This window comes from Pseudomonas sp. 2024-210 (assembly GCF_045062345.1).
Lineage (GTDB): Bacteria > Pseudomonadota > Gammaproteobacteria > Pseudomonadales > Pseudomonadaceae > Aquipseudomonas.
This window is the reverse complement of sequence record NZ_JBJGEJ010000003.1, coordinates 205791-227712: the sequence shown is the minus strand read 5'-3', so window position 1 is coordinate 227712 and position 21922 is coordinate 205791. Positions and strand designations below refer to the sequence as shown.

Annotated in this window: 23 protein-coding genes; 13 read left to right on the top strand and 10 right to left on the bottom strand. The window is 57.4% G+C overall.

Going from position 1 to position 21922, the window contains the following annotated elements:
* Positions 1–6: 6 nt before the first annotated feature.
* A complete protein-coding gene (locus ACI7MX_RS05755; RefSeq protein ID WP_314482925.1) occupies positions 7–1791 on the bottom strand; it encodes a GMC family oxidoreductase in 1785 nt (594 codons plus the stop codon).
* Positions 1792–1793: 2 nt separating this feature from the next.
* Positions 1794–2531 (bottom strand): gluconate 2-dehydrogenase subunit 3 family protein, encoded by a 738-nt coding sequence (locus ACI7MX_RS05750; protein ID WP_405584203.1) that lies wholly within the window; start codon positions 2529–2531, stop codon positions 1794–1796.
* A gap of 290 nt (positions 2532–2821) precedes the next feature.
* Between ACI7MX_RS05750 and ACI7MX_RS05745 the strand changes: the two genes are divergently transcribed.
* Positions 2822–3457, top strand: coding sequence for a dual specificity protein phosphatase family protein (locus ACI7MX_RS05745; protein ID WP_405584206.1), 636 nt, complete (start codon positions 2822–2824; stop codon positions 3455–3457).
* Here ACI7MX_RS05745 and ACI7MX_RS05740 read toward each other — a convergent pair.
* Entirely contained in the window at positions 3454–4503 is a 1050-nt protein-coding gene (locus tag ACI7MX_RS05740) for an aminopeptidase (protein ID WP_405584209.1), read from the bottom strand. The genes ACI7MX_RS05745 and ACI7MX_RS05740 overlap by 4 nt on opposite strands.
* 119 nt (positions 4504–4622) lie before the next feature.
* Here ACI7MX_RS05740 and ACI7MX_RS05735 point away from each other — a divergent pair, with 119 nt between their 5' ends.
* Positions 4623–5039: a hypothetical protein gene (locus ACI7MX_RS05735; RefSeq protein ID WP_405584212.1), complete on the top strand. Its 417-nt coding sequence runs from the start codon at positions 4623–4625 to the stop codon at positions 5037–5039.
* A 3-nt stretch (positions 5040–5042) separates the two neighbouring features.
* Here ACI7MX_RS05735 and ACI7MX_RS05730 read toward each other — a convergent pair whose 3' ends face one another.
* Both ACI7MX_RS05730 and ACI7MX_RS05725 read right to left on the bottom strand, forming a co-directional pair.
* Entirely contained in the window at positions 5043–5276 is a 234-nt protein-coding gene (locus tag ACI7MX_RS05730) for a DUF1161 domain-containing protein (protein WP_314482939.1), read from the bottom strand.
* 157 nt (positions 5277–5433) lie between these two features.
* Complete coding sequence (locus tag ACI7MX_RS05725; RefSeq protein WP_314482941.1) at positions 5434–5865, bottom strand: OsmC family protein; 432 nt, start codon at positions 5863–5865, stop codon at positions 5434–5436.
* Positions 5866–6078: 213 nt separating this feature from the next.
* On the opposite strand from ACI7MX_RS05725, the gene ACI7MX_RS05720 reads away from it, so the two are divergent.
* Entirely contained in the window at positions 6079–7083 is a 1005-nt protein-coding gene (locus ACI7MX_RS05720) for an LLM class flavin-dependent oxidoreductase (RefSeq protein WP_314482944.1), read from the top strand.
* 56 nt (positions 7084–7139) lie between these two features.
* On the opposite strand, the gene ACI7MX_RS05715 is transcribed toward ACI7MX_RS05720, so the two are convergent.
* Positions 7140–7364 carry a DUF1161 domain-containing protein gene (locus ACI7MX_RS05715; protein ID WP_314482948.1) on the bottom strand — a complete coding sequence of 75 codons (225 nt, stop codon included), beginning with the start codon at positions 7362–7364 and terminating at the stop codon, positions 7140–7142.
* A 118-nt stretch (positions 7365–7482) separates the two neighbouring features.
* Positions 7483–7698 (bottom strand): dodecin, encoded by a 216-nt coding sequence (locus ACI7MX_RS05710; RefSeq protein WP_314482951.1) that lies wholly within the window; start codon positions 7696–7698, stop codon positions 7483–7485.
* A 154-nt stretch (positions 7699–7852) separates the two neighbouring features.
* Here ACI7MX_RS05710 and ACI7MX_RS05705 point away from each other — a divergent pair, with 154 nt between their 5' ends.
* The gene (locus ACI7MX_RS05705; protein WP_314482954.1) at positions 7853–8179 is read left to right on the top strand and encodes a DUF883 family protein; all 327 of its coding nucleotides are present in this window, start codon (positions 7853–7855) and stop codon (positions 8177–8179) included.
* Here ACI7MX_RS05705 and ACI7MX_RS05700 read toward each other — a convergent pair.
* Positions 8176–9075: a LysR family transcriptional regulator gene (locus ACI7MX_RS05700; protein WP_405584219.1), complete on the bottom strand. Its 900-nt coding sequence runs from the start codon at positions 9073–9075 to the stop codon at positions 8176–8178. The genes ACI7MX_RS05705 and ACI7MX_RS05700 overlap by 4 nt on opposite strands.
* 113 nt (positions 9076–9188) lie before the next feature.
* On the opposite strand from ACI7MX_RS05700, the gene trpB reads away from it, so the two are divergent.
* Both trpB and trpA read left to right on the top strand, forming a co-directional pair.
* Positions 9189–10409: a tryptophan synthase subunit beta gene (gene trpB, locus ACI7MX_RS05695; RefSeq protein ID WP_405584222.1), complete on the top strand. Its 1221-nt coding sequence runs from the start codon at positions 9189–9191 to the stop codon at positions 10407–10409.
* On the top strand, positions 10409–11215 hold the full coding sequence (gene trpA / locus ACI7MX_RS05690) for a tryptophan synthase subunit alpha (RefSeq protein ID WP_314482963.1): 807 nt from the start codon (positions 10409–10411) through the stop codon (positions 11213–11215). Before trpB ends, trpA begins: the two co-directional genes overlap by 1 nt.
* Before the next feature lie 317 nt (positions 11216–11532).
* Here trpA and ACI7MX_RS05685 read toward each other — a convergent pair whose 3' ends face one another.
* Entirely contained in the window at positions 11533–12279 is a 747-nt protein-coding gene (locus ACI7MX_RS05685) for an NRDE family protein (protein ID WP_405584225.1), read from the bottom strand.
* A 123-nt stretch (positions 12280–12402) separates the two neighbouring features.
* Here ACI7MX_RS05685 and ACI7MX_RS05680 point away from each other — a divergent pair, with 123 nt between their 5' ends.
* Genes ACI7MX_RS05680 through ACI7MX_RS05670 form a run of 3 tightly spaced genes read left to right on the top strand, consistent with a single transcriptional unit; the run spans position 12403 to position 15026 of the window.
* Positions 12403–13185: a sulfite exporter TauE/SafE family protein gene (locus ACI7MX_RS05680; protein ID WP_405584228.1), complete on the top strand. Its 783-nt coding sequence runs from the start codon at positions 12403–12405 to the stop codon at positions 13183–13185.
* A 12-nt stretch (positions 13186–13197) separates the two neighbouring features.
* Positions 13198–14001, top strand: a complete 804-nt coding sequence (lgt, locus tag ACI7MX_RS05675; protein ID WP_314482972.1) for a prolipoprotein diacylglyceryl transferase — start codon at positions 13198–13200, stop codon at positions 13999–14001.
* A gap of 53 nt (positions 14002–14054) precedes the next feature.
* Entirely contained in the window at positions 14055–15026 is a 972-nt protein-coding gene (locus tag ACI7MX_RS05670; protein ID WP_314482974.1) for a thymidylate synthase, read from the top strand.
* Between the two features lie 119 nt (positions 15027–15145).
* On the opposite strand, the gene cadR is transcribed toward ACI7MX_RS05670, so the two are convergent.
* Positions 15146–15595, bottom strand: coding sequence for a Cd(II)/Pb(II)-responsive transcriptional regulator (gene cadR / locus ACI7MX_RS05665; protein WP_314482975.1), 450 nt, complete (start codon positions 15593–15595; stop codon positions 15146–15148).
* An 86-nt stretch (positions 15596–15681) separates the two neighbouring features.
* Between cadR and ACI7MX_RS05660 the strand changes: the two genes are divergently transcribed.
* The 4 genes from ACI7MX_RS05660 to ACI7MX_RS05645 all read left to right on the top strand — a co-directional run bounded on the left by ACI7MX_RS05660 (position 15682) and on the right by ACI7MX_RS05645 (position 21907).
* Positions 15682–17949, top strand: a complete 2268-nt coding sequence (locus ACI7MX_RS05660) for a heavy metal translocating P-type ATPase (protein ID WP_405584233.1) — start codon at positions 15682–15684, stop codon at positions 17947–17949.
* 16 nt (positions 17950–17965) lie between these two features.
* On the top strand, positions 17966–18829 hold the full coding sequence (locus ACI7MX_RS05655) for a LysR family transcriptional regulator (RefSeq protein WP_314482978.1): 864 nt from the start codon (positions 17966–17968) through the stop codon (positions 18827–18829).
* Between the two features lie 293 nt (positions 18830–19122).
* Positions 19123–20190: a putative 2-aminoethylphosphonate ABC transporter ATP-binding protein gene (locus ACI7MX_RS05650; RefSeq protein ID WP_314482980.1), complete on the top strand. Its 1068-nt coding sequence runs from the start codon at positions 19123–19125 to the stop codon at positions 20188–20190.
* Position 20191: 1 nt separating this feature from the next.
* Positions 20192–21907: a putative 2-aminoethylphosphonate ABC transporter permease subunit gene (locus ACI7MX_RS05645; RefSeq protein ID WP_405584238.1), complete on the top strand. Its 1716-nt coding sequence runs from the start codon at positions 20192–20194 to the stop codon at positions 21905–21907.
* Positions 21908–21922 lie beyond the last annotated feature (15 nt).

Sequence of the window (21922 nt, the reverse complement as noted above, 5' to 3'; positions counted from 1 at the left end):
CGCTCCTTATGCCTGAACCAGTGGGCCGGGGTTTTTCAGGTATTGCTCGCGGATTGCCCGCGCCGACCAATAGGTCAGAGCCGCCACCAGACCTGTGGGGTTGTAGCCCAAACCTTGCGGGAAGGCCGATGCGCCCGGCACAAATACGTTATGCACATCCCAGCTCTGCAAGTAACGATTGAGCGCGCTGGTTTTCGGGTCGGTGCCCATGATCGCTCCCCCGTTGAGGTGAGTGGTCTGGTACGACGCGGTGTTGAAGTGGTCACCCACCTGCTTGCCTATACGCGCGATGGCTTTGGGGTTCATCGCCTCGGCGATCTTGCCCATTTTTTCCATCATGAAACGGTTCATTTTGATGTCGTTTTCTTGCCAGTCGAAGGTCATGCGCAGGAGCGGCTGGCCATAGGCATCGCGGTACACCGGATCAAGATCAAGGTAGTTGCCACGGTAAGACTGATGCGCACCGTGGGCGTCCATCGACACTTGGTGGGTGTAGTAATCGGCAGTGGCTTTTTTCCAGGCGCTGCCCCAGGCCGGGGTCCCCGGCGGGTTGGACGTGCCCGCAATCGGGCGGCTGCCTGCCTGATTCACCCACATCGGCGAGCCGCCGACAAAGCCGTGCGGGCCGTGGTCGAAGTTGTCTGCGTTGAAGTCGTCAATCGCCACGCCGTTGCCGCCCGCGCCGATAAAGTTATTGGTGTGCACGTCTTTATCGAAATAGGCCTTGATGGTGCCCATGTTTTGATAAGCGAAATTACGGCCCACCACACCTTCACCGGTTTTTGGGTCGTATGGCTTGCCGATACCCGAGAGCAGCATCAACCGCACATTGTGAAACTGGAACGCACCCAGAATCACCAGATCGGCCTGTTGCTCGATTTCACGGCCCGATGCGTCGATGTAGGTAACCCCCGTGGCTTTGGTTTTAGTGCTGTCCAGATTGACCCGGATCACATGAGCATTGGGGCGCAGCTCAAAGTTGGGCAACGGCTTGAGCGCGGGCAGAATGTTCACGTTGGGTGACGCTTTGGAATACATGTAGCAGACATAACCGCTGCAAAAGCCGCAGAAATTGCACGGCCCCATTTGCGCGCCATAAGGGTTGGTGTAAGGCCCTGAGGTGTTGGCAGAGGGCAAGTTGTAAGGCTTGTAACCTACTTCATTGGCGGCTTTCTGAAACAACTGCGCCGAGACAGTATTTTTCTGTGATTCGAGCGGGAAATGATGGGAGCGGTCCGGCGCGTAAGGGTTGCCGCCTTTGCCTTGCCCTACCAATTGGCCTTTGACAGTCCAGGCCTGACCCGAGGTGCCGAAGACTTTTTCGGCATAGTCAAAAAACGGTTCCAGCTCTTCATAGCTGACGCCGAAGTCTTGAATGGTCATGTCTTCAGGAATGAATTTTTTGCCGTAGCGCTCTTCGTAATGGCTGCGCATGCGCAGTTCTATAGGGTCGACTCGAAAGTGCACGCCCGACCAGTGCAAGCCCGCGCCACCGACTCCGTTGCCCGGCAGGAAAGCGCCCAGCTGACGATTGGGCAGCGCCACATCGTTGACACTGTGGCGAATGGTCACGGTTTCTTTCGAGACGTCCTGAAACAGCTTCTTGCGCACGCTGTAGGTCAGTTCGTCGATGACCTGCGGGTAATTGCCGTCCGGGTAAGTGTCCTGCATCGGGCCACGCTCAAGGGCCACAACATTCAGGCCCGCTTCCGTCAGCTCTTTGGCCATGATCGCGCCGGTCCAGCCGAAACCGACAATGACTGCATCAACTTTTTTCATAACGGTCGACATGCTCAAGCCCTCTCGCCGCGAATGGATACGGCGGGGAAGGGGTACTGCTCATTGCGTTCTACCCAATCCATAAAGTCAGCGCGAGCGCCGGGGAAGCCGATCATGGTCCAGCCGACCATGCCTTTGTTGCCGCCGTGAATGGGGTCACAAAAGAAGCCTTCCTTGGTGTTTTGCAGCAAAAAGCTGAAAAACATTTTGGCCGGGACGCTCTCGAAGTCAGGCTTACCAGCCTCCAACTGCATGAGTACTTTGTCTCGGGTAGCGCTGTCTAGGCCAGCAAATGTTGAGTTATAGGCCTTTTTGCACAGTGCCTCCGTAGCGGCAATGCCCAAGCGATAAATCTGCTGAGGCACCAGTTTGCTCTGCCAGCCCATCTCGGGTGCGGCGTCGGCATTGAAAGGGCCTTGCATAAACCACAGAGCGCCGGTGGCGTAAGGGGTGTTCATCTGCCGATCAATATATTCAGGTACACCCGCTTCCAATGCGCCGGGGCCTTGCTCGTCAGCCGGGATCAAGCGTGCTACGGCCGCGTTTACAAACGCCCACTCTTCAGCGGTGAACCAAGTTGGCTCATACGCTTGGGCAGGGGTTGTATGGCGCGGTTGTGGTTCAGGCGCGGCGACCGCAGGCGTGGTCATCATCATGGAGCCACCCAAGCCAGTGCTGGCAACGGTGACCACGGGAATCAGGGTCAGGGTTTTGCGCAAAAACTCACGCCGCGGGTTGTCTTGATCAGACATTCAAGGGGGCCTCTCATCGGGCAATCACGGGTTACAACTGCTCAATGGCAGTTTGTCGTTTTGGTAGCAGCACGAACCGAAATCGATCGGCAAACAGCACACGCAGGCAACTATTAGTTACAAATACTAACAGGCCCGGGCAGTCGATGAATCGTTTCATGCGTAATTTTGCCGCACCTGAATGCCACCCCGTCATGATTCTTTTACAAACTACTCACGCGATTTTGATCGTGATTTGCACAACCTGATCACCTCTTACAATAATTTCCAGATGAAGTGATCGAACAGAAATGCCTAAGTCCCGGTTTTTGATTGCGCTGTGCCTGACACTTTTATCCCCGTGTACGATGCCCCTGACGTGGGCCGATGAGCCATCACCACCCCGGCTCAATCAATGGGCCCAACCCATTAATGAGCACTACAACCTGTATCAAATGTCGCCGACCTTGTACCGCAGCGCCTTGCCGGACGACGCCGCTAACCCTCTGCTTGACGCGCTGCACATCCGCACCGTTATCAACTTCTTGTCGGAGTCAGATGACCGCTGGTTGAAAACCTCTGCCATCCAACAAGTCCAGTTGCCGTATCGCACCCATCATGTCGATGACGCCGATGTAGTGGCCGCTTTGCGGGCCATTCAGACAGCACAAGCGCAAGGCCCAGTGCTGATGCACTGCAAGCACGGCGTGGATCGCACGGGCTTGATAGCTGCCATGTACCGGGTGGTTGTGCAGGACTGGAGTAAAGAGGACGCCCTGGAGGAGATGACTCAGGGCGGTTATGGCGAAAACGCGCACTTCAAGGATGGGGCGAGTTACATGATGAAAGCCGATATTCCACGACTACGGGCTGCCTTAAGCAGTGGTGCCTGCAGCACCAGCGCGTTTGCGTCTTGTGCCTTGATGGCCTGGTTAAAGACCCGCTAATGGGCGGCGGCCCACTGGCGTAAAGCGGCGTTACGCTGAAGAGGCGGCAATTGGCCGACCTTTTCAACTTCGGCATAGAATGCCTGCCAATCATTTCCCGATTTTTTGAACAGGGCGGCAAAGGCGGGCACCCATTGGTCATAGAGGCCAAACGGCAGAAGCTTTGCGTTGTTCATCGGTGAATTGACCCATGCCTCATAGCCGCGATTACCGCCCCATTGCTGGTCGCGCAGCTGTCGGTATTCATGGCGCATACGCTCAAATTCTTGCTCTTTACGCTGGCGCATGACGGGCTCTGGCAAGGGTTGTTCATAGAGTGTTTGCAAGCGCTGACGGGTGCCCAACACCAGCTCAATAAATTGATCGCGTTGCTGCGTGCCTTTCGTGCGGAGGGGTGGCAAGCCTTGGTGTGCTCGCCATTGGCGCGTGCCTTCCTGCTCAACAAAGCTGGCGAAAGACTCGTTGAACGCCGTGTCGTCTTTGACGTAAACCCGCTGATGCGCCAATTCATGAAAAATCAGCGTCGCCAAACGCTCATCGCCCCAGTTCAGCATGGTGTTGAGGATCGGGTCGTCGAACCAACCCAAGGTGGAGTAGGCCTCGACGCCACTGATAAACACATCTCTGCCTTGCTGGCGCGCAAGGGCCGCTTCGCCTCGTGCGTCGCCCTGACTGTAATAGCCTCGGTAGGCCACGCACCCGGCAATAGGAAAACAGTGTGTGATAGGCGTCAGTGAAAATTCTGGCGTGGCGAAGACATTCCACACCACAAAGGGTCTCTGAAGATTGGCGTACAGGCGATAGCTCTGGTTATCGGGCAAGTGCAACTGCTGGGTGGCGAAGGTGCGCGCCGCCTGTGCTTGGGTCAGTTGCTGGCGCAAAGCGATGGGCTGTTGCGGGTCGGCAATCAGCGCCTCAACCGACTCGCGTGACTTCAGTAAATGCCATTGGCCAGTGGCCAGTTGTGAGTAATAGCGCACACTGGAACAACCGCTGAGCAGTAACAGCAAGGCGAAGGCCAGCAGGCAGCGAATACGCATTGTCATAACGCGTTCCAGTGGGGGTGTGAGGCAAGATTACTGGGAGGGCACTCAAGAGAACAGCCTTGCAGCCTCTGCGAGCGTTCAACGCTATGCTTATCTTTCATCATCTTGTGGATAACACCATGCGCACCCTTCTGTTGTTGCTCGTAGGCTGCTTGCTCAGTGCCTGTGCCAGCACGCCGTTGCCCCCGGTAGACCCGAACATGGCGTGGGTCGATCTTCAGACACTTTCGGGCAAGTTGGTGATGGCTGAACGTCTAGATGGCCAGCGCGTGGCAGACGGGCGTTATTTTCAAGTCACGCCCGGGGGGCATGAGTTGATGGTGCGTTTCGATTATGAGGTGATGGTCGGTGGCAGGAGTCTGTTCAGCGACCCTCAGGAGCGCCTGTGTTACATCACGCTGGATTACGACAACTTCCAGCCGGGACAACGTTACCGGCTGCAAGCACGCTCTCTGGGATTCAACGCGTACGCCCGGCTGTACAACGCTCAGGGTGAGGTGTTGACCGAGGAGCGACGGGTGAACTGCTTGCCGTAGCGATCAGGCGTCGTTCTTTTGATAAATGATCTTTTTAGTGCCGTTTTCGCACGTACCCACCACCATGTTCTGGTCGTGTACTTCGTCGTTGGTCACGACTTCCAATGTGTAGGCTGCCACGCCCTTGGCCTGAATTTTGGCTTCAATTTCAGCCTTCAGTTCATCGCACGGCTTTGGAGCGGCGAGTATCGAAGTGGTCATGGCGCAGCAGATGACAGCTAAAGCGAAACGTTTCATGGTGGAAACTCCCTTATGGCACAACGCTAAGTCATGGTCTGACGCGATGAGTGATCACCCAATCACATTTACCGCTTCACGCATCTGATCTGCCGCAACCCAGGGCCATATGGCTACCCGCGTTGCGCTCTCGCACAACGGAGCAGCCAGCGCCGATTTAGCTCAGCAGTGTCGCGTCCAGGGTGATTTTGGCATTGAGCACCTTGGACACCGGGCAGCCTTCTTTGGCCTTGTTGGTCAGCTCAGTGAACTTCTCTTGAGTCGCTCCCGGAACTTTAGCCTTGAGAATCAGGTGAACGGCACTGATCGCGAAACCGCCATCGACCTGATCCAGCGTGACTTCGGCTGTTGTGTCGATGCTGTCGGCTTTTAGCCCGGCATCACCGAGAATCATCGACAGCGCCATGGAAAAACAACCCGCATGGGCTGCGCCGATCAGTTCTTCGGGGTTGGTGCCTTTACCGCCTTCAAAGCGCGCCTTGAAGCCATACGGGGCTTCGCGTAACACGCCGGTTTCTGTGGAGATGGAGCCGATGCCGGTTTTAAGGTCGCCTTCCCAATGAGCCGATGCTTTCTTTTTGATACTCATACGTGCCTCCTGAAGAGCGGCGCAAAGTTTTCACGCCTGACTGGAGTTGTGAGGGTAGACCTCATCACAAAGTTCACCTTGTAAGACCAATCGTCTTTTTTTGTAGCTCAATTCTTAGGCTGCTATTGAAACTCGGGTATATGCCCATATTGAATGAACACTGGCAGGTCTTGGCGAGCGTCATGGCCTGCGTCCATTTAGGAGAAGCCGGCCATGACACGTTTGTGTGATATCAAATACTCGACTCTCGATCTGGTGCCTGTGCGTGAAAATGGCAGCGCCGCCGAGTCGCTGCGCAATTCGCTGGACTTGGCACAGCATGTGGAAAAGTTCGGCTACAACCGTTTTTGGGTGGCTGAACACCACAACATGGACGGCATCGCCAGTTCTGCGACGTCAGTGTTAATCGGTTACCTGGCGGGTGGCACGTCGACCATTCGCGTGGGATCGGGTGGTGTCATGCTGCCCAATCACGCACCGCTGGTGATTGCCGAGCAGTTCGGCACCCTGGAAAGCCTGTATCCGGGCCGTATTGACTTGGGCCTTGGCCGTGCGCCGGGGTCTGACCAGATGACCGCCCGTGCTTTACGCCGCGAGCGCTCCGGCAGTTCAGACGACTTCCCCGCAGACGTGGCTGAGCTGGCCCGTTACTTGGGCCCACGCACGCCGGATCAACGGGTGATCGCCATGCCGGGAACGGGCACCCAAGTGCCTATCTGGTTGCTCGGTTCCAGCCTGTTTAGCGCACAGTTGGCCGGTGAGCGCGGTTTGCCGTACGCTTTCGCGTCACATTTCGCACCGCGTTTGATGCATGAGGCGATTCGTGTGTACCGCAATCACTTCAAGCCTTCAGCCGTTCTCGACAAACCTTACGTCATGCTCGGGGTGCCCTTGGTCGCTGCCGATACGGACGAGCATGCCGAGTATTTGGCAACCTCCGTGTACCAGCGGATTCTGGCGTTGATGCGCGGCCAAAGTCTGGTTCAGCGTGCGCCTGTAAAGACAATGGAAGGCCTGTGGCTGCCTCACGAGAAAGACGCGGTGATGAGCTTTTTGGGCCTGGCAATGGTCGGTAGCCCAGAGAAAATTCGCGCCAAACTTGAGGTGCTGGTTGAGCAAACTCAGGCGGACGAACTTATTTTCACCTGTGATTTGTATGAGCACGCCGATCGCATTCATTCGTATAAGTTGCTGGCGCAGGTTTTAAAAGAGGCGTAACCCTTTACGTATGTGAGCCACAAAAAAGCCGACACGTATGTCGGCTTTTTTCACACTCAACCGCGCTTGTAGACAATTTCTTTGGTACCGGCTTCGCACGAGCCTACGACCTTCCCATCTGTGCTGGCGCCTTTATCAACGACTTCCAGCGAATAGCCAACAGCACCTTTGGCATCAATCTTCGCGGCAATTTCACTTTTCAGCTCTTCGCACGGCTTGCCCGCTGCGAACGCGGTTCCGGCGAGGCTGAGTAAGCCTGCCGCCAATAAAATCTTTTTCATCGGTCACATTCCCCAGTCAAAACAAAAGGGTGCAACGCGCATGTGCCGCGTTGCACCCTGATGGTGTAGCGGACTTTATGGCAATCGGCCAGTCCGCGGGTCAAAAGCGTGCTTCGGATCAGTTGTTGGCAATACGGAAACCGACTTTAAGCGTGACTTGATAATGCGCCACCTTACCGTCCTTGATGTGCCCACGGGTGTCGATCACTTCAAACCATTCCATATGTTTGATGCTTTTGTTGGCTTCGGCCAGTGCATTACTGATGGCGTCTTCTATGCTGCTCGGGGACGAGCCTACCAGTTCGATTTTTTTGTAGGTGTGGTGGTCAGACATAACGTTCTCCTTTGTCGTAGATCAAAGCCTAGCAGCGATTGTGCTAAATACTTTGTGGACGATTTGAAAGGAAAAGTTCAGTTCAACTGCACTTTCTCAAACCCCTGTAGTCGGACTTAACAAGCACCTCACTCATCAATGCAGGAGAGCCCTAATGGCTAGCAATTCTCTACGTAAAGCATCATTGCAAAGTATGGAAGCAGAGATCGAAAGCCTGCTCAAGTCGCTGGAAAGCCTCAAGCACGACGCTTCCGAGGAGTCCCAGAAGACCCTGAAAGTACTCAAAAGCAATGCAGAAAGCGCACTGAAACACTCTCGTCATCTGATCACCGATGCCTACGAAGAAGTGAAAGATAAAACGCGTGAAACAGCAGTGGCTACCCGCGAATACGCGCAGGAGCATCCGTATGCCACCGCTGGCGTTGCAATCGGCGCGCTGGGTCTGCTGGCCGCCTTTCTGATGTGCAAACGCGGTAACTAATTTACCGCGCTGCGTGCAAGCTCAGCCTTGAGCCATTGCGCCAGTTGCCGGGCGCGTCCGTCAGCGGCGCGCTTGGGCAGCCACAATGCCAGCTGTGCCGAGGTTTCCTTGAAGCCCCAAGGCGCAGCCAGGCGTCCCGCCTTCAAATCCTCAGCCACCAACGGCTCGGGGGCGATCGCTACACCCAGTCCCGCCACCGCTGCCTCCAGCAAATAATACAAATGCTCAAACCCTTGCCCGTATTTCAACGCTTTCGGGTCTAGCGCGTTTTGCTGCGCCCACCTTGGCCATGCCTGTGGCCGCGACGTGGTGTGCAATAACGGCTCTTCAAGCAGCGCACTGGCAGGTGCCTTGCTCAGTTGCTCATAGCGGGCGAAACGTGGGCTGATGACCGGCCCGATGCGTTCACTGGCCAACTCGTACACCTGCATGTCGGCTGGCCACGGTGGCTCGGCAAACACCAGCAACGCATCGAGGCCGGGTCGACGGGGGTCCAGATCGCCTTCACCGGCAGACAGGTGCAGGCGCAAATCTGGCAAGTCGGCATTCAAACGGCCTAGCCGTGGGATAAACCAGCGCGCCAGCAAGCTGCCTGAACACCCGAGAACAAACGGCGCGTTGTCGTGGCTTTGTGTGATTTCGGCGCACACATTACGCAATCGTTCAAAGGCTTCACTGCTGGCATCGCGCAGACGGATACCGGCCTCAGTCAGCTTCAGGCCGCGTCCTTCCTTCACGAACAGGCTGACGCCCAAGTGCTCTTCCAATACTTTCAATTGCCGACTAACGGCGCCGTGGGTGACATTCAAATGATCCGCTGCAAGGCTGACGGTGCCCAAGCGAGCAGTCGCTTCAAATGCACGAAGGGCATTAAGGGGGGGGAGGTCTCGGCTCATGATATCTGTGAGTTTTCCTGACAGGTTGTAGCGATCTTATCGGTTTTCATCCCGCGCTGTCGCGGTTACAGTCAGGTCCATCGACCTTCGTACCTTTTCAGCTGGAGTGTCACATGACCCAATCAACCTTGCGTACCGGCCCTGATGCCAATGGCCTTTTTGGCGCATTCGGTGGCCGCTACGTGGCCGAAACCCTCATGCCGCTGATCCTTGATCTGGATCGTGAGTATGAGCGGGCCAAGACTGATCCTGAGTTTATTAAAGAACTGGCCTATTTCCAGCGTGATTACGTGGGTCGTCCCAGCCCGCTTTATTTCGCCGAGCGTCTGACTGAGTTCTGCGGCGGCGCCAAGATTTACCTCAAGCGCGAAGAGTTGAATCACACCGGGGCGCACAAGATCAACAACTGCATTGGCCAGATTCTGCTGGCCCGGCGCATGGGTAAAAAACGCATCATCGCCGAGACGGGCGCAGGCATGCACGGCGTGGCAACGGCCACTGTGGCCGCACGTTTTGGCCTGCAATGCGTGATCTACATGGGCACCACTGACATCGAGCGTCAACAGGCCAACGTGTTCCGCATGAAGTTGCTGGGCGCCGAAGTCATCCCGGTTGTGGCGGGCACAGGCACCCTCAAAGATGCGATGAACGAAGCCCTGCGTGATTGGGTGACCAACGTTGATGACACCTTCTACCTGATTGGCACCGTGGCCGGGCCACATCCTTATCCTGCAATGGTGCGTGATTTCCAGGCGGTCATCGGCAAGGAAACCCGCGACCAGATGCACGCACAGGAAGGTCGTCTGCCAAACAGTCTGGTGGCGTGTATCGGCGGTGGCTCCAATGCCATGGGCCTGTTTCACCCGTTTCTGGATGACACCAGCGTTGAAATTATCGGTGTTGAAGCGGCGGGTTACGGCATTGAAACCGGCAAGCACGCAGCCAGCCTCAATGGTGGCGAGCCGGGCGTACTGCACGGCAACCGCACCTTCCTGCTTCAGGACGACGATGGGCAGATCATCGACGCGCATTCGATTTCCGCAGGCCTGGACTATCCAGGTATCGGCCCAGAGCACGCGTGGTTGCACGACATTGGTCGCGTTGAGTACACCTCGGTCACTGACGATGAAGCCCTGGATGCATTTCATAAGTGCTGCCGTCTTGAAGGCATCATCCCGGCACTGGAAAGCGCCCATGCCCTGGCTGAAGTGTTCAAACGTGCACCGACCCTGCCAGCCGATCACCTGATGGTGGTCAACCTGTCGGGCCGAGGCGACAAAGACATGCAAACCGTGATGCACCACATGGAACAGTCCCAGCAGGAGAAACACTGATGAGCCGCCTGCAAACGCGTTTTGCCGATCTTAAAGAACAAAACCGCGCCGCGCTGGTGACCTTCGTCACCGCGGGTGACCCGGATTACGCCACCTCTTTGGCCATTCTCAAGGGACTGCCTGCAGCGGGCGCGGATGTGATCGAGCTGGGCATGCCTTTCACTGACCCTATGGCAGATGGCCCGGCCATTCAGCTGGCCAATATCCGGGCTTTGGGCGCCAAGCAAAATCTGGCGAAAACCCTGCAAATGGTTCGCGAATTTCGTGAAGACAACACGGATACGCCGCTGGTGCTGATGGGCTATTTCAACCCTATTCACCACTACGGTGTGGCACGTTTTATTGCTGAGGCCAAAGAGTCGGGCGTGGATGGCCTGATCGTTGTCGACATGCCGCCTGAGCATAACGGTGAGTTGTGCGACCCGGCGCAGGTGGCGGGTCTGGATTTCATTCGTCTGACCACGCCGACGACGGACGATGTTCGTCTGCCAACGGTCCTGGCCGGTAGCTCGGGCTTTGTGTATTACGTCTCGGTAGCGGGTGTGACCGGTGCGGGTTCTGCGACGACTGAGCAGGTGAGCACGGCGATCGAGCGTCTGCGACGCCATACCGATTTGCCGATCAGCGTGGGTTTCGGGATTCGCACCCCGGAGCAGGCGGCGGCGATTGCCCGGTTGGCAGATGGTGTGGTGGTGGGTTCGGCGTTGATCGACAAGATCGAAAATGCTGCAACGCCCGAGCAAGCCATTGATGGCGTGCTGAGCTTGTGTGCGGCACTGGCGGAAGGTGTGCGCAAAGCACGCTGAAAATCAAAAGCCCCTCACCCTAACCCTCTCCCGGAGGGAGAGGGGGCTAAAAGCAACAGCAGATTTGCGCAGCACCCCGTATCAGCTCCCTCTCCCGGAGGGAGAGGGGACTAAAAGCAACAGCAGATCTGCGCAGCACCCCGTATCAGCTCCCTCTCCCGGAGGGAGGGGGGACTAAAGGCAATAGCAGATTTGCGCAGCGCCCCGTATCAGCGCCCTCTCCCTGAGGGAGGGGTACTAAAGGCAACAGCAGATTTGCGCAGCACCCCGTATCAGCTCCCTCTCCCTGTGGGAGAGGGTTGGGGTGAGGGTAGCGGTCACACCGTCAACGTCACTTCCCCCAACCGCGCGCCCGAAGGTCCATAACTGCGTTCCACCATCACCCTCGAACCGTCTGCATTGACGATCAGCGCGGTGCTGGCGCGTGTTCCGTAGGTGGGGCTGGCAATAAACACACTCGATAGCAAACTCTCGGTCGCCAACCCGACTCCGGTGTCTGGCAGCTCGCTAAAGGGCGCCGTCTGCGTATCTTTGAGCAGCGCCATCAACGCTTGAGGCTGTGGGTCGACAAGCACTTCATTCAGCGCCGCTCTGGCTTTCAGTAACTTGGGCCAAGGGGTATCCAGGCCGGCGTTTGAGATGCCGTGAAGGCCTGGCTCCACGGGCTGTGCAGCCAGCTCGCTGGAATTGAAATGCCACAGTTGATCGGCTGTACCCAACAATAAATTGAACCCGGCGTAATCCACCGAACGGCGACCCACTTCGTTGAAATATTCCCCGATCGAAATGTCACCGCTCAAGAAGTCAGACACCAGCTCCCCTCGTGACCGTCGGGCCGGGGGCTTGTGCGGTTCACGAATATTGGTCAGCGCAGCAAATCGGCCGTTGGCGCCAATCCCCAGCCACGTGCCGCCGGCTTCAAGATCACGACCGGCATACACCTGCGGCGACTCGGCCCAATGGGCCAGCGGTTTGCTGGGGCGCGCGTAAAACTCATCACGGTTGGCCGCAACGACCAGAGGCTGTGCGTGGCCGGGGCGCCAAGCGAAGACAATCAGACACATGGGCAGGGCACTCCTTAATGTTTTTTTAACCCCTCTACTTATAGATTGCTCTGCCGTGTCGCGCCATTGAGTGGAGCCGTGGCCTTTGCTCCGTTACCATGCGGGTCAAATTTGGGGGGCATCATGGAATTTCTGCTCTATTTGGTGCTTGGAAGTTTTGCAGGCGTGCTGGCCGGGTTATTCGGGGTCGGTGGCGGGATCATCATTGTGCCGGTGCTGGTGTTCAGCTTCACTGTGCAAGGTTTTAACAGTGAAGTGTTAACCCACCTGGCCGTCGGCACCTCATTGGCGACGATCATTTTTACGTCCATTAACTCGATTCGTGAGCACAACCGCAAAGGCGCTGTGCGCTGGCCGCTGTTTATCTGGCTGACAGTCGGTATTTTGATGGGCGCAGGCATCGGTGCGCTGACAGCAGAAGCAATTTCCGGCCCTTATTTGCAGAAAATCATCGGCGTATTTGCCGTTGTCATTGCCCTTCAGATGGCGCTGGGGCTGCAACCCAAAGCCTGCGGCACAGTACCCGGTAAAATCGGACTGACGGTCGCCGGCACAGTGATTGGCTGGGCCTCGGCTATTTTCGGGGTGGGTGGCGGTTCGTTGACGGTGCCGTTCCTGAGCTGGCGCAGTGTGCCGATGCAGCAAGCCGTGGGCACCTCGGCAGCCTGCGGTTTACCCATCGCGCTGGTGGGGGCATTAAGTTTCATGATCATTGGCTGGCACAATCCTGACTTGCCCGCGCATAGTCTAGGTTTTGTTTACCTGCCGGCGCTGCTCGGGATTGCCCTGACCAGTATGTTTTTCGCCCGTTTTGGTGCGCGTTTGGCTCACAGACTGTCGCCGCGCCTGCTGAAACGGCTGTTTGCCGCACTGTTGTTCTGTGTCGGTTTGAGTTTCCTGATCTAACGAGGAGTCGTAATGCTGCCTTACCCGCAGATTGATCCGGTGGCATTGGCCATCGGCCCGCTGAAAATCCATTGGTACGGTTTGATGTACCTGATCGGTATTGGCGCCGCCTGGCTGATCCTGTCCCGCCGCCTTAATCGCTTTGATCCCACGTGGACCAAAGAAAAGCTCTCCGATCTGGTGTTCTGGGTGGCGATGGGTGTGATTGTTGGCGGCCGTTTAGGGTATGTGCTGTTCTACGACCTGAGTGCTTACATCGCCAACCCGCTGCTGATATTTGAAGTGTGGAAAGGCGGTATGGCGTTCCACGGTGGCCTGATTGGTGTGATGCTGGCCACTTGGTGGTTCGGCAAGCGCAACAATAAGTCGTTCTTCCAGATCATGGACTTTATCGCCCCTGTGGTGCCCATCGGCCTGGGCGCCGGACGTATCGGCAACTTCATCAACGCCGAGTTGTGGGGCAAAGCCAGTGATGTGCCTTGGGCGATGATTTTCCCGACCGACCCGCAACAATTGGCGCGTCATCCGTCGCAGCTTTACCAGTTCGCCCTGGAAGGTGTGGCACTCTTCATCATTCTTTGGCTGTACTCGCGTAAACCCCGTCCAACGATGGCCGTTTCCGGCATGTTCGCGCTGTTTTACGGCATCTTCCGCTTTATCGTCGAATTCGTCCGTGTACCCGATGCCCAGCTTGGGTATTTGGCGTTTGGTTGGGTGACGATGGGGCAAATTCTCTGCATCCCAATGATTATGGGCGGCCTGTTCCTCATCTGGTGGGCCTACCAGCGCGACCCCGCGGCTCAAAAAGCGGCGTAATACATTCGAATGGCAGGGTTCATAAAACCCTGCATTCAAACGGTAGGAAAACCATGAAGCAATATCTCGACCTCGTTGCCAACGTGATTAAAAATGGCACCTTGCAAGCCAACCGCACCGGTGTGAAGACCATCAGTCTGCCCGGCGCCATGTTGCGTTATGACCTCAAAGAAGGCTTCCCGGCCATCACCACCCGCCGCATGGCTTTCAAATCGGCCATTGGCGAGATGTGCGGTTTCTTGCGCCCCGTCAACAGCGCGGCGGACTTTCGTGCGCTGGGTTGCAAGGTGTGGGACCAAAACGCCAATGAAAACGCACAGTGGCTGGCCAACCCGTTCCGTCAAGGCGAAGACGATCTGGGCGAAATTTACGGCGTGCAATGGCGTAAATGGCCTGCCTACAAGCAAGTCGAGCGCAGCAACGTGGCCGCTATCGAGCTGTGCCTGAGCCAGGGTTATCGCCAGATTGCTGAAGGTGAGGAAGACGGGCAGGCCTACGTGGTGTTGTACAAGGCCATTGATCAAGTGCGCCAATGCGTGGACACCATCATCAATGATCCCGGCAGTCGCCGCATCCTGTTCCACGGCTGGAACTGCGCCCAGCTTGACGAAATGGCCTTGCCGCCGTGTCACTTGCTGTACCAGTTCCACCCGAATGTCGAGACCAAGGAAATCTCCCTGACCCTGTACATTCGTTCCAATGACCTGGGACTGGGCACGCCGTTCAACTTGACGGAAGGCGCGGCATTGCTGAGCCTGATCGGGCGCCTGACCGGTTATACGCCGCGTTGGTTTACCTACTTTATCGGCGATGCCCATGTGTATGAAAACCACCTGGACATGCTCAACGAGCAGCTGACCCGCGAACCCTTCCCGATGCCCAAGCTGGTGATCTCGGATCGCGTCCCGGAGTTCGCTAAAACCGGCATCTATCAACCTGAATGGCTAGGCCTGATTGAGCCGAGTGATTTCAGCCTCGAAGGCTACCAGCACCACGCCCCTATGACTGCACCGATGGCGGTGTAGCCCATAACCTGTAGCCGCTGCCGTAGGCTGCGATAAGGGCCGAAGGCCCTTCGCTCTTGAAAAGCGCGACCCCTTCGGGCTCGATCGCAGCCTACGGCAGCGGCTACAGATGGATTGTTTCAATGCCCGTGGCTTCTGCCCACATGGCTGGGCTCGCCTTCGGGTGCTGTCACCGAGCCACTGACTTCCAGACGCTGCAAAATCCCGCAATGATCCTTGTCTGAGCCCGTGCTACAGCGTTGTCGCAGGTCGAGCAGTTGTGCTTGCAACGCCAGTAAGCTGTCGACCCGCGCCTTGACATGGTGGATATGTTCGTCGATCAGTGCATTGACGCTTTCGCACTGGTCTTGCGGGCTGTCGCGCAGGCTGAGCAGGCTACGGATTTCTTCCAGGGTCATGTCCAGACTGCGGCAGTTTCGGATAAACGTCAGCCGCTCAACATGCGCCTGTGTGTACAAGCGGTAATTGCCCTCACTGCGCGCCGGCTCCGGCAGCAGCCCTTCACGCTCGTAATATCGAATCGTTTCGACCTGACAGTCGGTCAGTTTCGCCAGTTCGCCAATTTTCATCACGACAATCTCCGAAAGGGTGCTTGACCCTATAGTGGCTACAGGGTCTTTACTTGGTAACAGGCATCTTTATTGGACGCAACCCGATGAGCGACTCCATCCACACTCCGCACACACCACACGCAGGTCATGACCATGACCACGATCATGACCACGGTCATGAAGAAAAACATGATCATGCCAGCCCCGCGCACAGTTGCTGCTCTAGCAGCCCTGTGCCCAGCGTGATCAAGCTGAGCGCCGCGCCAACAGCGGGCGCTCGCCTGAGCAGCTTTCGCATTGAAGCCATGGACTGCCCGACTGAGCAGACCCTGATCCAGAACAAACTGGGCAAGCTGGCCGGTGTGCAGCAGTTGGAGTTCAACCTGATCAATCGGGTGCTGGGTGTCACCCACGACTTGCCAACCACTGATCCGATTGTGGCGGCCATTAAGTCCCTCGGCATGCAGGCCGAGCCGCTGGAGTCGGACACTGACACCCCGCCAGCGCCGGTTGCCAAGAAGCACTGGTGGCCGCTGGCCGTGGCCGGTGTGGGGGCGTTGGCGGCAGAAGTCCTGCACTTTACCGAGGCTGCACCGACCTGGGTGATTGCGCTGGTGGCGTTGGTTTCTATCCTGAGCGGCGGCCTGACCACCTACAAAAAGGGCTGGATTGCCCTGAAGAACCTCAACCTGAACATCAATGCCTTGATGAGTATCGCCGTGACCGGCGCGGTGCTGATTGGTCAATGGCCCGAAGCGGCGATGGTGATGTTCCTGTTTACCGTGGCCGAACTGATCGAAGCCAAATCCCTCGACCGTGCGCGCAATGCCATCGGGGGCCTTATGCAAATGGCTCCGGATAAAGCCACCGTGCAGCAAGCGGATGGCACCTGGGCTGAGCGTGAGGTGAAAGAGGTCGCGCTGGGTGACATCGTGCGTGTGCGACCCGGCGAGCGCATCGGGCTGGACGGCGAAGTGGTGGCGGGGAGCTCGACCATTGATCAGGCGCCGATTACCGGTGAAAGTCTGCCCATCGAAAAAACGGTGGGCGACAAAGTGTTTGCCGGCACCATCAATCAGGCCGGAGCACTGGAGTACCGGGTCACGGCCGCGGCCAGCAACTCCACGCTGGCGCGCATCATTCACGCCGTGGAGCAAGCACAAGGCGCACGGGCGCCGACGCAACGGTTTGTCGATCGCTTCGCGAAAATCTATACCCCTTTGGTGTTTATCTTCGCGTTGGCGGTGGCTGTGATTCCACCGCTTTTCATGGGCGGGGTGTGGTTTGACTGGATCTATCGCGCGTTGGTGCTGCTGGTGGTGGCATGCCCTTGTGCGCTGGTGATTTCGACTCCGGTGACGATTGTCAGTGGGTTAGCGGCCGCTGCGCGTAAAGGCATTCTGGTTAAAGGCGGGGTTTACCTCGAAAGTGGTCACACACTCGACTTTCTAGCGCTCGACAAGACCGGCACGATCACCCACGGCAAGCCGGTGCAAACCGATTACGTGGTGCTTGATCCGCTGTTTGCTGACACAGCCTTGCTACTCGCCGCAAGCCTTGCCAGCCGTTCGGACCATCCGGTGTCACTGGCCGTGGCCACGGCGGCTGTGGATAACAATGTGTCACCACTCGCTGTGGATAACTTCATGGCCCTGGCAGGGCGTGGTGTACGTGGTGAAATCGACGGCAAGTTGTACCACTTGGGCAATCATCGTCTGGTGGAAGAGCTTGAGCTGTGTTCGCCCGAGCTAGAAGAAAAGCTGTTCGCGCTGGAAGAACAGGGCAAGACCGTTATTTTGTTGTGCGATCGATCCGGCCCGATGGCGCTGTTTGCGGTGGCCGATACCGTCAAGGACAGTAGCCGCCAAGCCATACGCGAGTTGCATGAACTGGGCATCAAAACCCTGATGCTGACCGGCGACAACCCCCATACGGCCAAGGCAATCGCCGATCAAGTGGGCATCGACCAGGCTGAAGGCAACTTGCTGCCGGAGGATAAACTCAAGGCGATTGAAGCGCTGTACGCCCAAGGGCATCACGTTGGCATGGTCGGTGACGGGATTAATGATGCACCTGCCCTGGCACGTGCCGAGATCGGCTTTGCAATGGCGGCTGCCGGCACAGACACCGCCATTGAAACGGCCGATGTCGCCTTGATGGACGACGATCTACGCAAAATTCCGGCATTCATTCGTTTGTCACGTCAGACCTCCAGCATCCTCAAGCAGAACATTGCCTTGGCCTTGGTCATCAAAGGGATCTTTCTTGCGATAACCTTCCTCGGCATGGCCACCATGTGGATGGCCGTCTTTGCCGACATGGGCGTCAGTTTGTTGGTGGTGTTTAACGGTTTGCGCCTGTTGCGCAAATAGAACAAGAGAGGCCGCAGTGCTGAGTGCCGAGCTGAAAGCGTTTTACCGGGTCGCCCAACTGGGCAGCATTACTCAGGCCGCTAAAAAACTTGGGCTTAGCCAGCCAACCGTGACCACACAAATTCGACAGCTGGAGAGCCAATACGCCGTGGAGCTGTTTTTCCGCGGCGGTCGGCGCCTGACCTTGAGCGATGAAGGCGTGAGCTTGTTGCCGATGGTCAAGGCCCTGATGCAGCAAGAGGCCGAGATTGAGTTCTTTCTGCGCAACAGTGGTCAGGGCAGCGGCACCCTGCGCCTTGCCGCCACAGCGCCGTATTACATCCTTGATCTGGTAAAGACCTTTCGCCAACGCCTGCCGCAGATTGAGGTGTCGGTGGACATTGGCAACTCGCAGCAAGTGCTTGAGGCGCTGGACGAATACCGGGTGGATATTGCCGCGTCATCGCAATTGCTCGAAGACCCAAGGCTGATCCGCCGGCTGCTGGGCGCCGATCCGCTGGTGCTGGCGGTGCACCGCACTCATCCGTTGGCCAAGCTTGATCATGTGCCGCTGAGCGCGCTGGCCGGGCATTGTTTATTGATGCGCGAATCGGGTTCAACGACGCGTAAGCTCACTGAAAAACTGCTTGAAGAGGCGGGCGTTAGCTATGGTCCATTGTTGGAAATCGGCAGTCGCGAATCGATCCGCGAAGCGGTGCTGCGCAATATCGGTATTAGCATCATTGCGCGTCAAGAAGTGCCGCATGACCCGCAATTGAAGGTACTGACGCTGGAAAATGCGCCGGTGATCTCCGAGTACTTGTACTGCCTTAAAGAGCGCAAATCGGCGCGCTTGCCGGCGGCGTTTTTGGGCTTGGCGCAGGAAATGGTGGGATGCTGATTAACAGCAAAAGCCCCTCACCCTAGCCCTCTCCCAAAGGGAGAGGGGACTAAAGGCAAAAGCAGATTTGGCTAGGCGCCAGATCGAGCTCCCTCACCCGAAGGGCGAGGGGACTAAAGGCAAAAGCAGATTTTGGCGATGCCGCAGATCGAGCTCCCTCTCCCTCCGAGAGAGGGTTGGGGTGAGGGGATCACTAAATCCACCAATACCACTATCGGCAGCTTTTGCTTCACTGCCACATCTCCTACGCATTGCGTCTCTAGGATGGCCCCATCTGCTGATGAGGTGCATCCATGAACGCAACCGCTTTGACCCAACCCGGCGTACCGATGAAGGTGCGTGATGTGAGCAAGCGCTTTGGTGCTTTCACCGCATTGGATCACGTCTCGCTGGAGGTGGCCGCAGGTGAACTGGTGTGCCTGCTAGGGCCATCCGGCTGCGGCAAAACCACCCTGCTGCGCTGCATTGCTGGCCTTGAGCGGCAGGACAGCGGCGTTCTCTATCTGGGGGATCGCGATGTGTCCAACCTGGCACCGCAGGCGCGGGATTACGGCATCTTGTTCCAGTCCTATGCACTGTTTCCCAACCTGACAGTAGAAGCCAACATCGCCTACGGCCTCGTCGGCAGTCATCGCGAGGTGCTACGTAAACGTGTGGCCGAGATGCTGGAGCTGGTGGGGCTGACCGGCAGCGAAAAGAAATTTCCCGGCCAGCTTTCAGGCGGTCAGCAGCAGCGTGTCGCACTGGCTCGCGCCTTGGCACCGGCGCCTTCGTTGTTGCTGCTCGATGAGCCGATGTCGGCGCTCGATGCCCGTGTGCGAGAGCATTTGTGCACTGAGTTGCGCCAACTGCAACGCAGCCTGGGCATTACCACGTTAATGGTCACGCACAACCAGGACGAGGCCATGCTGATGGCCGACCGCATCGCCGTCATGAACAACGGTCAGGTTGAGCAATACGCCACCCCGCAAGAAATTTACGACAAGCCCGCCACACCGTTTGTAGCCGAGTTCGTGGGGCAAGGTAATTGGCTGCCTTTTCAGCATCGCAACGACACCCATGCCCAAGTCGGTGGCATGAACATGCGTCTGGCCGCCGATGCCGGGCGAGCCGATTCAGGGAGGTTGTTCTGCCGGCCTGAAACAATCAGCGTTAATCCGCAGCGCCATGAAGAAAACCTGTTCCCGGCGCGTATTCAGGAAATCACCTTTCTGGGCAATCGCTGCCGCATGAGTTTTGAGCTTAATCATTTACCCGGTCATGCGCTGACCGCTGAAGTGGGCACACAAGATATGCCGCGCCTTGGCGCACAGGACATTCTCGTGGCCTTGCCGCCGAGCAGCTTGCAGGTCTTTGCTTAAGATGGCCGCTGACAGGGCGCTGCCATTGCCCGGCAGACAGGTATCAAGGGCTGAACTGGGCGACCGGATATTTGTGGTGGGCGGCAAACTGCTGTTACTGCTGTTATTGATTGTCGCGGTCTTGATGCCGTTGCTGGCGATTTTCTGGCGCGGCTTCAGCGCCGAAGAGGGCCAAGGAGGTGGCTGGATTGCCGCGCGGGCGTTAGTCACCAGCGACAACTTCCATTGGTTGGTCGGCAACAGTTTGAAAGTGTCCCTCAGTGTGGCGGCGATTGTCGTGCCGCTGGCCTATTTGTTTGCCTACGCACTGCAACGCACCATGATCCCCGGCAAGCGTATCTGGCGCGGGCTGTCGCTGTTACCGCTGATGGCACCTTCGATGTTGCCGGGCATTGCGCTGGTGTATCTGTTCGGTAATCAGGGCCTGTTGCGCGGGCTTATCGCAGATAACATCTACGGTTTTTGGGGGATCGTGCTGGGCGAGGCGATTTACACGTTTCCCCATGCGTTGATGATTTTGCTGTCGGCGCTGTCGCTGGCCGATGCCCGCTTATTCGACGCGGCCTCAAGCATGGGCGCAGGCCCCTTCAAAGCGTTTCGCAGCATCACCTGGCCGGGCACCCAGCAAGCCGTGTTTGCGGCGTTCTGCCTGGTGTTCACACTGACCATAACCGACTTCGGCGTACCCGTTGTGGTGGGCGGCGACTATCAAGTGCTGGCGCTGGAAGCCTACAAAGCGGTGGTGGGGCAGCAACAATTTGGCCGGGGTGCCTTGATAGGCATGGTGCTGCTGCTGCCTGCGCTGTTCAGTTTCGGGGTTGATGCGTGGTTGCGCCGCCAGCAAAGCGATTCGATGAGCGGTCGTGCTCAAGTGTTCAAGCCGCAGCCGTCGAAGGTTCGAGACCGCTGCTACCTGGCCATTGTGCTGCTGATTTGCGCCATCTTGCTGCTGGTGTTCGGCATGGCGGTCTACTCATCGTTGGTCAAATTCTGGCCGTATAACTTGTCGTTATCGCTGAGTCACTACCAGTTCAATGACACGGCCGGTGGCGGCTGGCTGGCCTATCGCAACAGCGTCACGATGGCGGTGTGTGTCGCCTTGATAGGCAGCGGGGTGATTTTCACCGGCGCTTACCTGATGGAAAAAACCAGCGGCCAGAAGAGCCTGAACCTGGCATTGCGCATGCTCAGCTTTGTGCCGATGGCGGTGCCGGGTTTAGTGCTGGGGTTGGGCTATGTGTTCTTTTTCAACCTGCCCGACAACCCGCTTCATGTGCTCTACGGGACCATGACGCTGCTGGTGGTGTGCACCATCGCGCACTATTTGACCACCGCACAGATGACCGCCACCACGGCCCTGCGCCAGCTCGACAGTGAGTTCGAAGCCGCTGCGTTATCGCTCAAGGCGCCGTTGTATCGGCACTACTGGCGCGTCACCGTGCCGATTTGCCTGCCCGCGCTGCTCGATATCGTGCGCTACCTGTTTGTCTCGGCGATGACCACGGTCTCGGCGGCGATCTTCCTCTACAGCCCCGATACGATCCTCGCGGCGGTGGCAGTCCTGAACATGGACGACGCCGGTAACGTGGGCGGTGCTGCGGCCATGTCGACCCTGATCCTCTTCACCTCGGCGGGTGTGTCTCTGCTGCTGGCCTGGGCTTCGCGCGGCGTCTTGCGTCGCTCCCAGGCCTGGCGTCAGGGCGCTCCAGCGCAATAACTCATAAAAACCCAA

Coding starts and splice junctions, on each gene's coding strand:
- ACI7MX_RS05700 (WP_405584219.1), bottom strand. CDS start 9,075: ATGAGCCGAGACCTCCCCCCCCTTAATGCCCTTCGTGCATTTGAAGCG.
- ACI7MX_RS05660 (WP_405584233.1), top strand. CDS start 15,682: ATGAGCGACTCCATCCACACTCCGCACACACCACACGCAGGTCATGAC.
- ACI7MX_RS05745 (WP_405584206.1), top strand. CDS start 2,822: ATGCCTAAGTCCCGGTTTTTGATTGCGCTGTGCCTGACACTTTTATCC.
- ACI7MX_RS05650 (WP_314482980.1), top strand. CDS start 19,123: ATGAACGCAACCGCTTTGACCCAACCCGGCGTACCGATGAAGGTGCGT.
- ACI7MX_RS05725 (WP_314482941.1), bottom strand. CDS start 5,865: ATGAGTATCAAAAAGAAAGCATCGGCTCATTGGGAAGGCGACCTTAAA.
- trpB (WP_405584222.1), top strand. CDS start 9,189: ATGACCCAATCAACCTTGCGTACCGGCCCTGATGCCAATGGCCTTTTT.
- ACI7MX_RS05720 (WP_314482944.1), top strand. CDS start 6,079: ATGACACGTTTGTGTGATATCAAATACTCGACTCTCGATCTGGTGCCT.
- ACI7MX_RS05645 (WP_405584238.1), top strand. CDS start 20,192: ATGGCCGCTGACAGGGCGCTGCCATTGCCCGGCAGACAGGTATCAAGG.
- ACI7MX_RS05755 (WP_314482925.1), bottom strand. CDS start 1,791: ATGTCGACCGTTATGAAAAAAGTTGATGCAGTCATTGTCGGTTTCGGC.
- ACI7MX_RS05685 (WP_405584225.1), bottom strand. CDS start 12,279: ATGTGTCTGATTGTCTTCGCTTGGCGCCCCGGCCACGCACAGCCTCTG.
- ACI7MX_RS05735 (WP_405584212.1), top strand. CDS start 4,623: ATGCGCACCCTTCTGTTGTTGCTCGTAGGCTGCTTGCTCAGTGCCTGT.
- ACI7MX_RS05730 (WP_314482939.1), bottom strand. CDS start 5,276: ATGAAACGTTTCGCTTTAGCTGTCATCTGCTGCGCCATGACCACTTCG.
- ACI7MX_RS05750 (WP_405584203.1), bottom strand. CDS start 2,531: ATGTCTGATCAAGACAACCCGCGGCGTGAGTTTTTGCGCAAAACCCTG.
- ACI7MX_RS05710 (WP_314482951.1), bottom strand. CDS start 7,698: ATGTCTGACCACCACACCTACAAAAAAATCGAACTGGTAGGCTCGTCC.
- ACI7MX_RS05715 (WP_314482948.1), bottom strand. CDS start 7,364: ATGAAAAAGATTTTATTGGCGGCAGGCTTACTCAGCCTCGCCGGAACC.
- ACI7MX_RS05740 (WP_405584209.1), bottom strand. CDS start 4,503: ATGACAATGCGTATTCGCTGCCTGCTGGCCTTCGCCTTGCTGTTACTG.
- ACI7MX_RS05705 (WP_314482954.1), top strand. CDS start 7,853: ATGGCTAGCAATTCTCTACGTAAAGCATCATTGCAAAGTATGGAAGCA.
- lgt (WP_314482972.1), top strand. CDS start 13,198: ATGCTGCCTTACCCGCAGATTGATCCGGTGGCATTGGCCATCGGCCCG.
- cadR (WP_314482975.1), bottom strand. CDS start 15,595: ATGAAAATTGGCGAACTGGCGAAACTGACCGACTGTCAGGTCGAAACG.
- ACI7MX_RS05680 (WP_405584228.1), top strand. CDS start 12,403: ATGGAATTTCTGCTCTATTTGGTGCTTGGAAGTTTTGCAGGCGTGCTG.
- trpA (WP_314482963.1), top strand. CDS start 10,409: ATGAGCCGCCTGCAAACGCGTTTTGCCGATCTTAAAGAACAAAACCGC.
- ACI7MX_RS05670 (WP_314482974.1), top strand. CDS start 14,055: ATGAAGCAATATCTCGACCTCGTTGCCAACGTGATTAAAAATGGCACC.